The 14,324-nt window shown below is 35.2% G+C and carries 15 protein-coding genes; 14 read left to right on the top strand and 1 reads right to left on the bottom strand.

All coding sequences use genetic code 11. The features are described from left to right. The first annotated feature begins 47 nt into the window (after positions 1-47). The 3 genes from ACLNCW_RS01800 (at position 48) to ACLNCW_RS01790 (ending at position 6,941) form a co-directional block, all read left to right on the top strand. Complete coding sequence (locus ACLNCW_RS01800; RefSeq protein WP_424845268.1) at positions 48-6,272, top strand: DEAD/DEAH box helicase family protein; 6,225 nt, start codon at positions 48-50, stop codon at positions 6,270-6,272. 74 nt (positions 6,273-6,346) lie between these two features. Next, complete coding sequence (locus ACLNCW_RS01795) at positions 6,347-6,631, top strand: DUF5962 family protein (RefSeq protein ID WP_033607221.1); 285 nt, start codon at positions 6,347-6,349, stop codon at positions 6,629-6,631. A 13-nt stretch (positions 6,632-6,644) separates the two neighbouring features. Further along, a complete protein-coding gene (locus ACLNCW_RS01790; RefSeq protein ID WP_033607222.1) occupies positions 6,645-6,941 on the top strand; it encodes a DUF5966 family protein in 297 nt (98 codons plus the stop codon). Positions 6,942-6,954: 13 nt separating this feature from the next. Here ACLNCW_RS01790 and ACLNCW_RS01785 read toward each other — a convergent pair whose 3' ends face one another. Next, complete coding sequence (locus tag ACLNCW_RS01785; RefSeq protein WP_424845267.1) at positions 6,955-7,152, bottom strand: hypothetical protein; 198 nt, start codon at positions 7,150-7,152, stop codon at positions 6,955-6,957. Positions 7,153-7,311: 159 nt separating this feature from the next. Here ACLNCW_RS01785 and ACLNCW_RS01780 point away from each other — a divergent pair, with 159 nt between their 5' ends. The 11 genes from ACLNCW_RS01780 to ACLNCW_RS01730 all read left to right on the top strand — a co-directional run bounded on the left by ACLNCW_RS01780 (position 7,312) and on the right by ACLNCW_RS01730 (position 14,310). Then, positions 7,312-7,953 (top strand): hypothetical protein, encoded by a 642-nt coding sequence (locus ACLNCW_RS01780; protein ID WP_033607223.1) that lies wholly within the window; start codon positions 7,312-7,314, stop codon positions 7,951-7,953. A 9-nt stretch (positions 7,954-7,962) separates the two neighbouring features. Then, complete coding sequence (locus ACLNCW_RS01775; protein WP_424845266.1) at positions 7,963-9,048, top strand: DNA primase; 1,086 nt, start codon at positions 7,963-7,965, stop codon at positions 9,046-9,048. A gap of 50 nt (positions 9,049-9,098) precedes the next feature. Further along, positions 9,099-9,332, top strand: a complete 234-nt coding sequence (locus ACLNCW_RS01770; protein ID WP_000152419.1) for a DUF5965 family protein — start codon at positions 9,099-9,101, stop codon at positions 9,330-9,332. Beyond that, positions 9,329-9,712, top strand: a complete 384-nt coding sequence (locus tag ACLNCW_RS01765; protein ID WP_414302198.1) for a DUF5945 family protein — start codon at positions 9,329-9,331, stop codon at positions 9,710-9,712. Before ACLNCW_RS01770 ends, ACLNCW_RS01765 begins: the two co-directional genes overlap by 4 nt. Positions 9,713-9,749: 37 nt before the next feature. Continuing rightward, complete coding sequence (locus ACLNCW_RS01760) at positions 9,750-10,022, top strand: hypothetical protein (protein ID WP_000495446.1); 273 nt, start codon at positions 9,750-9,752, stop codon at positions 10,020-10,022. A 70-nt stretch (positions 10,023-10,092) separates the two neighbouring features. Beyond that, positions 10,093-10,569, top strand: coding sequence for a type II toxin-antitoxin system antitoxin PezA (pezA, locus tag ACLNCW_RS01755; RefSeq protein ID WP_000579597.1), 477 nt, complete (start codon positions 10,093-10,095; stop codon positions 10,567-10,569). Then, entirely contained in the window at positions 10,569-11,339 is a 771-nt protein-coding gene (pezT, locus tag ACLNCW_RS01750; protein WP_424845265.1) for a type II toxin-antitoxin system toxin PezT, read from the top strand. The genes pezA and pezT overlap by 1 nt, the downstream gene beginning before the upstream one ends. Positions 11,340-11,566: 227 nt before the next feature. Further along, positions 11,567-12,250, top strand: a complete 684-nt coding sequence (locus ACLNCW_RS01745; protein ID WP_424845264.1) for an XRE family transcriptional regulator — start codon at positions 11,567-11,569, stop codon at positions 12,248-12,250. A 2-nt stretch (positions 12,251-12,252) separates the two neighbouring features. Then, a complete protein-coding gene (locus ACLNCW_RS01740) occupies positions 12,253-13,668 on the top strand; it encodes a Y-family DNA polymerase (RefSeq protein WP_424845263.1) in 1,416 nt (471 codons plus the stop codon). Beyond that, positions 13,665-14,030: a hypothetical protein gene (locus tag ACLNCW_RS01735; protein WP_424845262.1), complete on the top strand. Its 366-nt coding sequence runs from the start codon at positions 13,665-13,667 to the stop codon at positions 14,028-14,030. Before ACLNCW_RS01740 ends, ACLNCW_RS01735 begins: the two co-directional genes overlap by 4 nt. Next, a complete protein-coding gene (locus ACLNCW_RS01730) occupies positions 14,020-14,310 on the top strand; it encodes a DUF5960 family protein (RefSeq protein WP_176139615.1) in 291 nt (96 codons plus the stop codon). The genes ACLNCW_RS01735 and ACLNCW_RS01730 overlap by 11 nt, the downstream gene beginning before the upstream one ends. Positions 14,311-14,324: the final 14 nt, after the last annotated feature.

The following is a 14,324-nucleotide window of genomic DNA, read 5'->3' as shown; positions in this document are numbered from 1 at the left end:
GGGAATCATGTGATTCTCCTATTTTCGTATAGATGAAAGGAGCGAGTATGGAAGTAATACAATTATTGGCTATGTTTCGTGGAACAATTCCAAAAGATAGAGAGAAAATGGACTTATTTCTTCGTTATCAAGCGCAACATTTTGATGAGAAATGGCAGAATTTGGTAGAGAGTTTTTTGACTGAAGAGGGCAAGATAGAGGAGATACCTCATGTCTATTCGTTTCATCAAGATATTATCTCTTTCCTAGAGGCCAGTTCTGAAAATAATGACCAAGATTTAGAAAGTTACACAAGAAATTTTGGACAAGCAGGTCTAAGTAAATTATCTCAATTAAGTAATTTTGAGAAAAACTTGGTGCTAGAAGTCGCAACCTATAATCTTTTCACTCGATTTTACATCCAATCTGAGAAAGAGAAGCTAACACCATTAAGTGAGCTTGTATTTCATCAGAATCAGGATGTCAATTTAGTCAATGTCTATCGGGTTGCGAATAATCTATCTGACCGCATTAGTAGAGATATAGAGGAGTTTCTTCTAATGGTTGATTCCAAAGAACTAAAAAAAGAAGTTCTTGAGATTCATTTTGAAGAAAAAGAAGGAGATGTTCTAGCCTATTTGGGTTCAGAATTGATGGCTACTTTAGATATCGTTACGGATCTTGTCCATCATGAAGAAAACTACACACAACTCCCACTGACACAAAAGCTGAAAATTATTACTTATTTTGATGAAGTAAAGGCTATAAGAGAAAAGTCTAAGCAAGTAGAGGAAGCAGTCTTACCTTTAGATAATATTGACCAGGTAGAAGAAAATGTGGAAGTTCATTCCCTATCTAAAGTAGATAAAATTGTAGAAGAAGCTTTGAGGGAATATCCAATCGGTTCACAAGTAAGTTATAAAGGACAAGTATTTCAGTTGGTTTCGATTGAAAATGCGCAGTTAAATGACTTAGTTCGCCTAGAGCTATTCAATGATTCCAACCAGTTATTTGAAGAGAATCCTATCTTATACTTGAACAGTTTGGAAGAGATTGAACAAGTATTGTCTCATTTAGAACTTGAAAAAGAAGATTCAGAGATTGAGATTGATTCATCAAGTGAAAGTCAGGAAATAGATTTGTTTTCCTACCTGGAAGAAGAAAATGTAAATGAAAAGGATAAGGAAACAAAATCTTTAATTTCAGGTATAGAAGAGACGGATGTCCCTGTTCTAGATTTTGTTTTTCCAGATGATTTAGAGGACTTTTATCCTAAGACAAATCGAGAAAAGATTGAAACGAATATCGCCGCAATTGAACTTGTTAAAAGATTAGAAAAAGAGGGACGACAAGCGAATCCAGAAGAACAAGAACTACTAGCCAAGTATGTCGGCTGGGGTGGTCTTGCCAATGAATTTTTCGATGAACTCAACCCAAAGTATGAAACAGAACGTTTAACTCTTAAGAGCTTAGTAGGTAAATCAGAATACTCCACTATGAAACAAAGTTCTCTCACAGCCTATTATACAGACCCAATGATTATTCGCCAGATTTGGCAAAAGTTACTGGATGATGGTTTTGAGGGAGGAAGGATATTAGATCCTTCTATGGGGACTGGGAACTTCTTTGCGGCTATGCCTAGAAGTATACGAGAGAAATCAGAACTCTATGGAGTTGAATTAGACAGCGTGACAGGCGCAATCGCAAAACAACTCCACCCCAATACCCATATTGAAGTGAGAGGATTTGAAGAAGTTCCCTATCAAAATAATAGTTTTGATTTAGTCTTAACGAATGTTCCGTTTGGAAATTTTCGGATTGCAGATAAAAACTATGATAAACCTTATATGATTCATGATTACTTTGTCAAACACTCACTTGATTTAGTAAGAGATGGAGGACAAGTGTCGATTATCTCATCTATCGGGACAATGGATAAGCGGACAGATAATGTCTTACAAGAAATTAAATCCAACACTCATTTTTTAGGGGGAGTTCGGTTGCCAGATACGGCTTTTAAAAAGATTGCAGGTACTCGAGTGACCACAGACCTCCTCTTCTTTCAAAAGGATCAAGCAAAGAATCTTAATGAAGATGAGCTTGTCTTTAGTGGCTCTATTCCCTTTGAAGAGGATAAGCGTGTCTGGATTAATCCATATTTTGATGGGAAATACAATACACAAGTTTTGGGTCAATATGAGGTACGTAATTTTAATGGAGGAACTCTCAATGTTAAGGGGGTATCAGAAACATTAGCTACTGACATAATGGAAGCTTTAGAGAATGTGGAAGCACCTAAACAAATTGACAATTCTTTGAAAGCACCTGTTTTTATCCAAGAAGAAGTGGATAATTCTATCCCAAGTCGTATACGGGAGGACTTAGCGCTCTATTCTTTTGGATATGAGGGAAATCAAATTTATTACCGAGATACGCATGGTATTCGGAAAAGTTCAAAAGTAGACGAAATTAGTTATTATGTAGACGAGAAGGGAGATTTTAAAGCCTGGGACAGTTCTTTGTCTGAACATAAAATAGACCGATTCGTGCAACTTCATTTGACAGATGAGGAAGCACTAGATGTTTACAAGTCAGAAGAAGCGAGTAAAAGAGGGAAATATAAGGGACTGTTCAAAAAAACTGTCTTTTATGAAAGTCCCTTATCGGATAAGGACATTAGTCGTATTAAGGGCATGGTTGATTTGAGAGAGACCTATCAATCCTTAATTGAAATTCAACGTCATCCAGATTATAGTCGGGCTGATTTTCAGGTGTTACTTAGTAAACTCAATCATGACTATGATCGCTTTGTAAGTCAATTTGGATACTTGAATGCCTCAGTCAATCGGAACTTATTTGATAGTGACGATAAGTATTCTTTACTAGCAAGTTTAGAAGATGAATACATTGATTCTAAAAGTCAGAAAGTAAAATATAAAAAATCTTTAGCCTTTGAGAAAGCATTGGTTAGGCCAGAGAGAGTGATTGCAAGAGTTTCAACGGCTCTAGATGCCTTAAACTCTAGTTTATCGGATGGTAGAGGGGTTGATTTAGACTATATGGTATCAATTTATCCTGAACATAGCCAAGCTGCTATTTTAGATGAGTTGGGTGACCAGATTTTAATAGATCCAGAAAGCTATTTAAGAGGGGAAAGAAAATATCTTTCTAAGAACCAGTTTTTATCAGGAGACATTCTCAATAAGATAGAAGTAGTTCAACTATTAGTGGAGGAAAACAACCAAGAATATGATTGGAGCCATGCTTTAGATTTATTAGAATCTGTTCGCCCTCCAAGGATTCATCTGGCAGATATTGAGTTTAAAATAGGGTCACGTTGGATTCCTCAATCCGTTTATGGTAAATTTGCCTTTGAATGTTTTACCAATCGTGAATTTGAATTGTCTTCGCCAGATGTTGAACAAGTCATTGAAGTGAATCCTGTTGATGGGCAGGTTCATTTAAGGACATCATTTGCTTATCGCTATCCAAGTGCCAAAGATAGTAGTCTTGGAGTTAGTGGGTCACGTTATGATACAGGAAGAAAGATTTTTGAGAATTTACTTAATTCGAACCAACCGACGATTACTATGACTATTACGGAAGGAGAAAAGAAAAAGACCATCACAGATTTGGAAAAAACCTCTGTTCTAAGAGCAAAAGAGCAGCATTTACAAGAGCTCTTTCAAGAATTTGTCTCACGGTATCCCGAAGTCCAACAAGTCATTGAGGAAAGCTATAATCGTCTTTATAATCGGACGGTTAGTCGAGAGTATGACGGTAGCCATTTAGTCATTGATGGCTTGGCACAAAACATCAGTCTTCGTCCTCACCAAGAGAATGCCATTCAAAGAATCGTAGAAGAAAAAAGAGCCTTATTAGCTCATGAGGTAGGTTCAGGAAAGACCTTGACCATGCTTGGTGCTGGGTTTAAATTAAAGGAGTTGGGGATGGTTCATAAGCCCTTGTATGTGGTGCCCTCTAGTTTGTCTGCTCAATTTGGCCAAGAAATCATGAAATTTTTCCCTACTAAAAAGGTCTTTGTGACCACTAAGAAAGATTTTGTGAAGGCGAGAAGAAAACAATTTGTTTCTCGTATTATTACAGGAGATTACGATGCCATTGTCATTGGGGATTCTCAATTTGAAAAAATCCCTGTCAGTAAGGAAAGACAGATGAATTATATCGAGGATAAACTCAATGAACTACGAGAGATTAAAACACATTCTGAAAATAAGTATACCGTTAAAGAAGCAGAGCAATCAATAAGTGGTCTAGAGAAACAATTGGAAGAACTGCAACGCTTTAATCGTGATAGTTTTATTGATTTTGAGAACTTAGGAATTGATTTTCTCTTTGTGGATGAAGCACATCACTTTAAAAATATTCGTCCGATTACGGGACTTGGAAATGTAGCAGGGATTACCAATACAACTTCTAAGAAGAACGTGGATATGGAAATGAAGGTTCGACAGATTCAAGAAGAACATGATTTTAAAAATATTGTCTTTGCGACAGGAACACCCGTTTCCAATTCTATTAGTGAGTTGTATACTATGATGAACTATATTCAACCAGATATCTTAAAACGCTATCAGGTTGATTATTTTGACTCTTGGGTAGGTGCTTTTGGAGAAATTCAAAACTCTATGGAATTAGCTCCTACAGGGGATAAGTATCAGCCTAAGAAACGATTTAAAAAGTTTGTCAATCTACCTGAGTTGATGAAAATCTATAAAGAAACAGCTGACATTCAAACACAAGATATGTTGGATTTACCTGTTCCAGAAGCTCATATTATCCCTATTGAGAGTGAGTTAACTGAAAACCAGAAACTCTATCTAGAAGAATTAGTTATGAGGTCAGATATGGTCAAATGTGGAACAGTTGATCCGAGCCAAGATAACATGTTAAAGATAACAGGTGAGGCACGAAAATTAGCGATTGATATGCGTTTATTGGACTCTAGTTATAGTCTAGCAGACAATCATAAACTGCTTCAGGTAGTGGATAATGTTGAGAGAATTTATCGTGAAGGAATGAAAAATAAGGCTACTCAGATGATTTTTTCAGATATTGGAACACCTAAGAAAAAGGATAATGGCTTTGATGTTTATTCTGAAATAAAGGCTTTATTAGTTGATAGAGGAGTCCCTAGTAAGGAAATTGCCTTTGTACATGATGCCAATAGTGATGAAAAAAAGAATAGTTTGTCTCGAAAGGTCAATGCAGGAGAGGTGCGGATTCTCCTTGCGTCAACTGAAAAAGGGGGAACAGGTTTAAATGTTCAGAGCAAGATGAAAGCAGTTCACCATCTGGATGTACCGTGGAGACCAAGTGACATTCAGCAACGCAATGGACGTATTATCCGACAGGGAAATGAAAACAAGGAAGTGGATATTTACCACTACATTACCAAAGGTTCATTTGATAATTATCTATGGGCAACTCAGGAGAACAAACTTCGTTATATTAAGCAGATTATGACTTCTAAGGAGCCGATTCGTGCTGCAGAAGATATTGATGAGCAGACCATGACAGCTTCTGATTTTAAGGCACTAGCAACAGGTAATCCTTATCTCAAATATAAGATGGAACTAGAGAATGATCTAACTCTATTAGAAAATCAAAGACGCGCCTTTCAACGCAGCAAGGATCACTATCGTCATACACTCTCTTACTGTGAAGAAAATATGCCCATTCTTGAGAAACGATTAAGCAAATATGAAGGAGACATTCAACAGTCTGAAATGTCGAAAGACCAGGCATTTTCTATGACGGTAGGCAAGCAAGTTTTTGAGCAACGAGCTGAAGCAGGGGAATCCTTACACCGTCTTATCCGTCATAATCAAGGTGACAGCAAAGAATTCCGAACCCTAGCAAGTTATCGAGGATTTGACATTAAAATGCTTAGTCTTGCAACAAATCAACCTCTTCCTGAAACCTTCTCTGTTAAGATTGTAAGAGAAAACCAATATTCTGTCAGTTTAGATTTGTATTCTCCTTTGGGGACAATTCAAAGGCTTCAGCATACGATTGATCACATTAAAGAGGACCAAGTGAAAACTCAGAACTTATTGGATGAATTAAAGGATAAATGGACTACTGCTAAAGTTGAAATTGAGAAAAATTTTCCAAAGGAAGAGGATTATCAAACTAAAAAGGCCGAATACGATGTACTCGCGCCATTGATTGAAACAGAAACGGATTTAGATATTATTGATCAAGCCTTAAGACAATTCCATGAAAAAGGAAACGAAAAGCAGGAACAACTTTCTTTTGAATTAGATTAAAAAATAGATACAAATAGCGGACAAGAAAAGAAAAGCGCGGTAGAATAAAGATAGAAAGAAACGAGGTAATAATTATGATGGAAGATACCTATTATCAATTAGAAGAGGCTTTGGTACAGGGATTTCAAACACCTGAAGAATACCATGCCTACAAGGAACTAAAGGAACATTATGAGGAAGTGACAGGCGATTACAGCTTTTCTATACGAGAATTCACTAGTCAATTGGAAATCGCTCTTCAGAATCATCGAGGTGTGGACTTTGAAGAACATGAAAAAGAGGAGTATCTGGAATTGGTTCAAAAATTAGAAGAGTTTGATTCCTCTCTTGCCACCCATTATCGTCAGTTGATTGACTAGAAAGGAGAAAGTCATGAATGATTTACTCCTTATCCCAGTAATTTTTTTAGCAGTAGGAGGAATTCTCATTCTTTTATGGAGACTCTTTCTTATTGCCAGTGGACTTTTCCTTATTGGTTTTATCAGTTTTCTTATTTTCGTGGAGGTCTATGGAATTTATCTGTTCTTTACTGAACCGACTTTATACTTTGAAGATATCAGACGACATGGTTTAATTAGTTTTACGTCTGTGTACCTTTTCATAAATCTGATGTTGGTTCTAGGATTCAGTTGGCGCTTCATTAACTCCATAAATAAGAAAAAAATGTGAACTTTTTAGATAGTCAAAAGACGTTATCTGAATCTAAATTCGGATAAGGTTTTTTATTTACCTTGATTCTTTCATATACATCATAGCTAAATTGGAGTAATAATTTATGAAAATCATTATCCTCACTATTATTACTTGTATTTATGGCTTGTTTATGGCGTTCAATATGAGAAAGAGCTCTTCTCAAATTTTCTTCTTTTAATTTGTTCATATTTATATTATAAACTGAAGACAGCTAATTTTGATATTTTTCTCTGAACTGTACGATTTTGCGCCTAAAATGTAGAAATTACCTTTCGTTGTGATGTGATAAAACTTACAAGTTCTTTTTGTTATTCTTGACCTAGTTTTTATAGAAAGAAGGTCTAAGATGTTAAATAAAGTCAAAACTAAAGCCTTAATTAGTGTTGGAGCAGTGGCTGCAACTAGCTTTATTCTCATGATGGGATATACTGCTGGTCAACATTCTACTGCTAAACAAAGTCGCAAAGAAATCGAATTGGCTGCAGCTAAACTTGTAGAGGACAAACAAGAAGAAGATAAAGCCAGCATTTTGTCATCGGATACTGTAAAAGAATTTTTGACGCAGTACTATACGAAAGAAAAGCTCGGAGAAAATAATACACGTATTCAACCTTATATGACTGAATCGGCTTATTCCCAAGAATTGTCAAGTCAAAATGATGCCATGAACCAAGTGTATAAGGATTATATTTTGGATTATCATTTTGAAAAAGCAGATATCTTTGTCAATCAGACTACGAATCAAGCCATTGCCATGGTCTCTTATAATGTAACCTATGTATCTGATTTAAAGAATGCCAACCAATCAAAGACCAATCAGACAGAAACCAGAACGGTTAAGTTGTCTTATTCGAAACTACCAGGTAAGTTATTGGTCAATCAAGTACAGGTTTGGAAATCTGGGTTAGATGATTTGGATAAGGCTACTCCTAAAACTTTGGAAGAATCCTCATCTGTTCCATCACTGCCAAATACTACAACAAAATGATGATATTGCATGGAAATAGAAGAATGTAAGCAAATTTCAATTCTTGATGTAGCCAATCGTTTAGGTATCTCCTTTAAACAAGTTTCGAGCAGTGTCTATGAACATCCTGAACATGATTCATTTCGGATTTTTTCAACTACCAATACTTTTAAATGGTTTTCAAGAGATATTCAAGGGGATGTCATTGATTTTGTTCGACTTGTTAAGGGAATTTCCTTTAAAGAAGCTCTAGCCTTTCTTTCTGAAGAACCTTTTCAAAAAGAAGCTGTTCAAGAAAAAAGAGAGAGACCATTTTATTATCCTTTAAAGAGAATAGAAGATTCTAACTGTAGTCTGGCCAGATATTATTTAACAGAATGTAGAGGAATTTCAGAAGAAATCATACAAAAGATGATTCAACAAGGTTTGATGTCACAAGCCAGTTGGAAAACAAATGAAACTGTTGAACCTGTTATTGTTTTTAAAAGCTTTGATCATCGACACAAACTGCAGGCGGCAAGCTTACAAGGGATATATAAGAATCACTCTCTTCCTAGAGAGAGGTTAAAAACGATTCTAAAAGGAAGCCATGGACATGTTGGAATATCCTTTGACATTGGTAAACCAAATAGACTGGTCTTTTGTGAATCGTTTATCGACTTGATGAGCTATTACGAACTTCATCAACAAAATCTATTTGATGTTCGTTTGGTATCTATGGAGGGATTAAAAAGGTCTGTTGTTGCTTATCAAACTTTACGACTAATAGCTGAAGAAAATCAGAAGTTGGAATTCTTAGATACAGTAATACCTTCAAAGTTATTGCCTTTGATGAATACAATTCGTGATACCACCAGCTATTTTGATAATCATCCTGATTTATTGACACTTGCGGTAGATTGTGATGATGCAGGAAAAGATTTTTCTGATAAGTTATCTCAATCAGGATTTCCTGTTTTACTGGATTTACCTGATAATGAATCTGGGAAAGTAAAGATAGACTGGAATGATGTTCTTAGAGAAAAGAAATCAGATTTACAATGTATGCTTGAGACTGCAAAAGAGACATTGGGGAATCAACCAGTAAGACAAACCTCTCAATGTTTAGAATTGTGATAACAAAATCAAGGTGTTTTAGCTAATATTAGAATGAAGGAGGATCGTATATGACCATTATTGAACGCTTAGAAGAAAAGGTCACTAGGCAAGAAAGTAAGGTAGCAAGAGAGACAGAAAAACTAGCTGCTTATAAAGAGCAACTGGAGACAGCGATGTTTGCGACGTTCAAAAGGCGTCAAAGCATTAGTCACATGAGTTTTGAAGAAGCTCTTGACCATGCCTTTGGTAAAGAAAGACAATTCGATGATTCTGAATTTAGAAAGGATGAAATGAGTGAATGACAAAAGATTGGAATTTTAATCAACCATTAGAAAGTAAATCAGAAAATCAAGAAGATCCAGATAAAATTGCGGCCTTATTTGGAAATCATCAAGGAGGTAATGATGTAAATTATGAAGCAGCTTTTCAAAAGCGTAAACAAGCACCTGTGACGGAATCAAATTCTAGTTCTAAGCCCAAAGTTACAGAGGTTAGAACAGGAAAAGAGACAGATATCACTACAAGTTATCAGCAACATCTTAAAAGACTTATTGCGGATAACAATAGCGATATTCAAAGCAGTCAAAAGAAAATTGAAGAGCTACATACATTTATTGACACAAAGAATAAAGACAATAAGAAATTACAGTCCATTTATGATGCGATTTCGGAATTACACTAAGCAGTCCTGATAGGCTGCTTTTTTTGAGAGGTTATAGATGTTTACAACATTTTTTAAGAAAAATCACGACAATAGTGATGTATTTAAAAAGCTGATTCATAGACTATCTGATATGTCTGTCCAAGATCTTGAAAAAATAGACCGACTGCTAGATATCATTTTCACTCCAAATCAAGAATCACAACAACTAAAAACAGAAGCAACTTACAGAGAAGAAACTTTGGACGACACATTAAAGGAAGCTAAGAATCAACTTCATAAGGAACAATTGGAGAAGAATTTAGAGAGATTTAGGAAAAACAGCCAATAATGCACCAAAAATGGTGCATTTACTTTTTCTAAATGTTATAATGGTGGTATAAAAATAAAAGGAGTTTGCCATGATTGGAAAGAACATAAAATCCTTACGTAAAACACATGACTTAACACAAGACGACTTTGCCCGAATTGTAGGAATTTCTCGAAATAGCTTGAGCCGGTATGAAAATGGAACGAGTTCAGTCTCTACGGAACTAATAGACATCATTTGTCAGAAGTTTAATGTATCTTATGTCGATATTGTAGGAGAAGATAAAATGCTGAATCCTGTTGAAGATTATGAATTGACTTTAAAAATTGAAATTGTGAAAGAAAGAGGTGCTAATCTATTATCACGACTCTATCGTTATCAAGATAGTCAGGGGATTAGCATTGATGATGAATCTAATCCTTGGATTTTAATGAGTGATGATCTTTCTGATTTGATTCATACGAATATCTATCTAGTTGAAACTTTTGATGAAATAGAGAGATATAGTGGCTATTTGGATGGAATTGAACGTATGTTAGAGATATCTGAAAAACGGATGGTAGCCTAATGGATATCCAAGATTATACTGATAGTGAATTCAAACATGCTCTAGCACGGAATCTTCGTTCACTGACAAGAGGAAAAAAGTCCAGTAAGCAACCTATAGCGATTTTGCTTGGAGGGCAAAGTGGTGCCGGTAAGACTACAATTCATCGTATTAAACAGAAAGAGTTTCAAGGAAATATTGTTATCATAGATGGTGATAGTTTTCGTTCTCAGCATCCACACTATTTAGAGCTTCAGCAAGAATATGGCAAAGACAGTGTTGAATACACCAAAGTTTTTGCAGGAAAAATGGTAGAGTCTTTAGTAAGAGAATTGAGTCATTTGGGATACAATCTTTTGATTGAGGGAACTTTACGGATAATTGATGTTCCAAAGAAAACAGCACAACTCTTGAAAAATATGGGATATAAAGTAAAATTAGCCTTAATTGCGACAAAGCCTAAGCTGTCCTATCTGAGCACCCTTATCCGATACGAAGAACTATACGCTATCAATCCAAATCAAGCACGCGCAACTCCAAAAGAACATCATGATTTCATTGTAAATCATCTAGTTGATAATACACGGCAATTGGAAGAACTAGCTATCTTTGAAAGAATTCAAATTTACCAACGAGATAGAAGCTGTGTATATGATTCAAAAGAAAATACAACTTCAGCAGCAACCGTTCTTCATGATTTACTATTTGGAGAATGGAATCCAGTTGAGAAAGAGATGCTTAAATCTGGAGAAGAAAGATTGAAAGATTTAACTAATCGAAATGGTTGTTAGAGTTAGAATTTTAAAATAAAGTCTATTGGATCGTCAATTAAAAAATAACGATCCTTTTTTATATTCTCTATTTTCTTCTTCAAATTTTTTCAAAAGTTTTAGCATTCTTCAGTGATGATTTCTTGTAGTTTATGATTATTTTAAATCTTGGGTTTTATTAAACTCTTGATTTTTTCAAGAAGCTATGGTATTCTTTTGTTAGTTAATAAACTTACAAAGGAGAAAAGATGTTTTCACCTACTAAATTAAAAGAAAAAAGAGAAAGTCAAGGGTTATCGCAATCACAACTTGCATCCAGTTTGGGAATTAGTAGAGCTTCATACTTTAATTGGGAATCAGGTAAAACAAAGCCTAATCACAATAATCTGAGTAAATTGAGCCAGATTTTAGGTGTCGATCCTCGATATTTTGAATCAGAGTATGAAATAGTTGAAACCTATCTCAAACTAACGGAAAGGAATCAAAAATCAACACTTCATTATGCTAAAGAACTGTTGAACAAACAGAATGCGAAGGTTGTAGAAATTCCTGAGCGTTTTGCTTATAAAGTTTACGAAAAATTATCAGCTGGTACAGGAACAGCTTACTTTGATGATGGTAATTACGATACAGTTTACTTCAATCATCAATTTGATTATGATTTTGCATCGTGGGTATTTGGAAATTCAATGGAACCGACATATGAAAATGGTTCGGTAGCCCTTATTAAGCAAACAGGATTTGATTATGACGGGGCTATTTATGCGATCGATTGGGATGGTCAAACCTATATCAAGAAAGTTTATCGTGAAGAAAATGGTCTTCGATTAGTTTCACTCAATCGGAACTATTCAGATAAGTTTGCGCCATATGATGAGAATCCTCGCATTATAGGGAAAATCGTTGGGAACTTTATACCTTTAGAGGACTAAGTATGAGTTGGTTTGATTATAGTCTCGAGCCAAGTAGTGACATTGCCTTTATTGATATGAAATCTTTTTACGCAAGTGTAGAGTGTGTATACAGAGGCCTGCATCCACTTAAGACTTCGCTTTGTGTTATGAGTCGTGCAGATAATTCTGCGGGTTTAATTCTTGCTTCCTCTCCTATGTTTAAAAAGGTCTTTGGAAAGTCGAACGTTGGACGTTCCTATGATTTACCATTTGATGTAAAGACTCGCAAATTTTCTTATTATAATGCTAGAAAGCAAGGTTTACCGACAACGATAGACTATGTCCGCTATATAGAGGAATGGGCAAAATCAACCGTGATTGTTCCTCCGAGAATGGATACTTATATTGCAGTCAATATGGAGATTCAAAAAATTTTTCAAGAATTTGCGGCACCAGACGATATTTATCCCTATTCAATTGATGAAGGATTTATTGATTTAACCAGTTCATTAAATTATTTTGTGCCTGATAAAAGGATTAGTCGAAAAGATAAGTTAGATATTATTTCGGCGGCCATTCAAAAAAAGATTTGGAGAAAAACAGGAATCTATTCAACGGTAGGCATGTCTAATTCCAATCCCTTATTAGCTAAGTTGGCACTTGATAATGAAGCTAAAAAGACTCCGACAATGAGAGCCAATTGGTCCTATGAGGATGTCGAAAAGAAAGTATGGACTATTCCTAAAATGACAGATTTCTGGGGAATTGGAAATCGCATGGAGATGAGATTACATAATTTAGGTATCTTTTCGATTAAAGAATTGGCTCAGGCTAATCCTGACTTGATAAAAAAAGAGCTTGGTATCATGGGTCTAGAGTTATGGTTCCATGCCAATGGGATTGATGAAAGTAATGTTCATAAACCTTATAAGCCAAAGTCAAAAGGGATAGGGAACTCTCAAGTTTTACCTAGAGATTATGTAAAGCAAAGAGATATTGAAATAATCCTTCGTGAGATGGCAGAACAAGTTGCAGTTAGATTGAGAAGAGCTGGTAAAAAAGCAACAGTAGTTTCTATACATCTAGGCTACTCTAAAGTGGAACAAAAGCGTTCTATCAATACTCAAATGAAAATTGAACCAACCAATCAAACAGCACTACTGACAAACTACGTTTTAAAGTTATTTCACACTAAATATACTTCAGGAGCTATCAGGAATGTTGCGGTTAACTATTCTGGTTTAGTGGATGAATCCTTTGGATTGATTTCATTATTTGATGATATTGAAAAAATAGAAAAAGAAGAAAGGCTCCAGTCCACAATCGACGCTATTCGAACAGAATTTGGGTTCACTTCGCTATTAAAAGGAAATGCCCTGGATCAAGCTTCTAGAACCATTGCTAGAAGCAAACTCATTGGTGGTCATTCAGCTGGAGGATTAGATGGACTAAAATGATGAATCGTTCTTATTTACCTTTTGAGTCTGCCCGAGTATATCAGGATCGTGGCATGGCTAAGTGGATGGGCTTCTTTTTATCAGAACATTCCAGTTCTCTTTGGGCAGAAAAAAATAAAGAAGATATCTCCATTTCCCTATCATTGGAAGAGAAAGTTCTATTTGTTCGTCAACTTTATACGAATGTATTCCCTGCAACTTTTGTTTTTAAGTTTTCTAATCAAAGAAAAGTAGTATCAGGTATTGTTAAAGAGATTGGAAAAGAGTTTATATCTATAAAATCAGACTCTGGTTTTCTTCGATTAAGATGGGATGATATACTCGATATACAGATAGAAGGGGTAGATTTATATGAATCGTAAAGAATTATATGATGATAAATTGCAGCTGGATTATTTTTCTGATTCTTATTTACGGTTTGAGTCAGATTTTTACAAGTATTCTGCTTTAGACATACCATTAACATTTATTACGGATGATATTTTACGCACAATGGCTATGTCTCAGAAACATTATTTTAAATTAAACAAAAGCAAATCTTTAGACGGTCGTGACCATTACTTTATTTTTTCTATAAAGATGAACAAAGATAGTAGTGGCATTAGACAGTATGAATATCAGAGACATTGTTTTAAATTGTGAGAATTTACTAATTT

The sequence above is a fragment of the Streptococcus sp. CL6.22 genome, assembly GCF_049738055.1.
In the GTDB taxonomy this organism is placed as follows: domain Bacteria; phylum Bacillota; class Bacilli; order Lactobacillales; family Streptococcaceae; genus Streptococcus; species Streptococcus mitis_DJ.
Note: the sequence above shows the minus strand (reverse complement) of the source record. Positions and strands in the feature narration are given on the sequence as shown.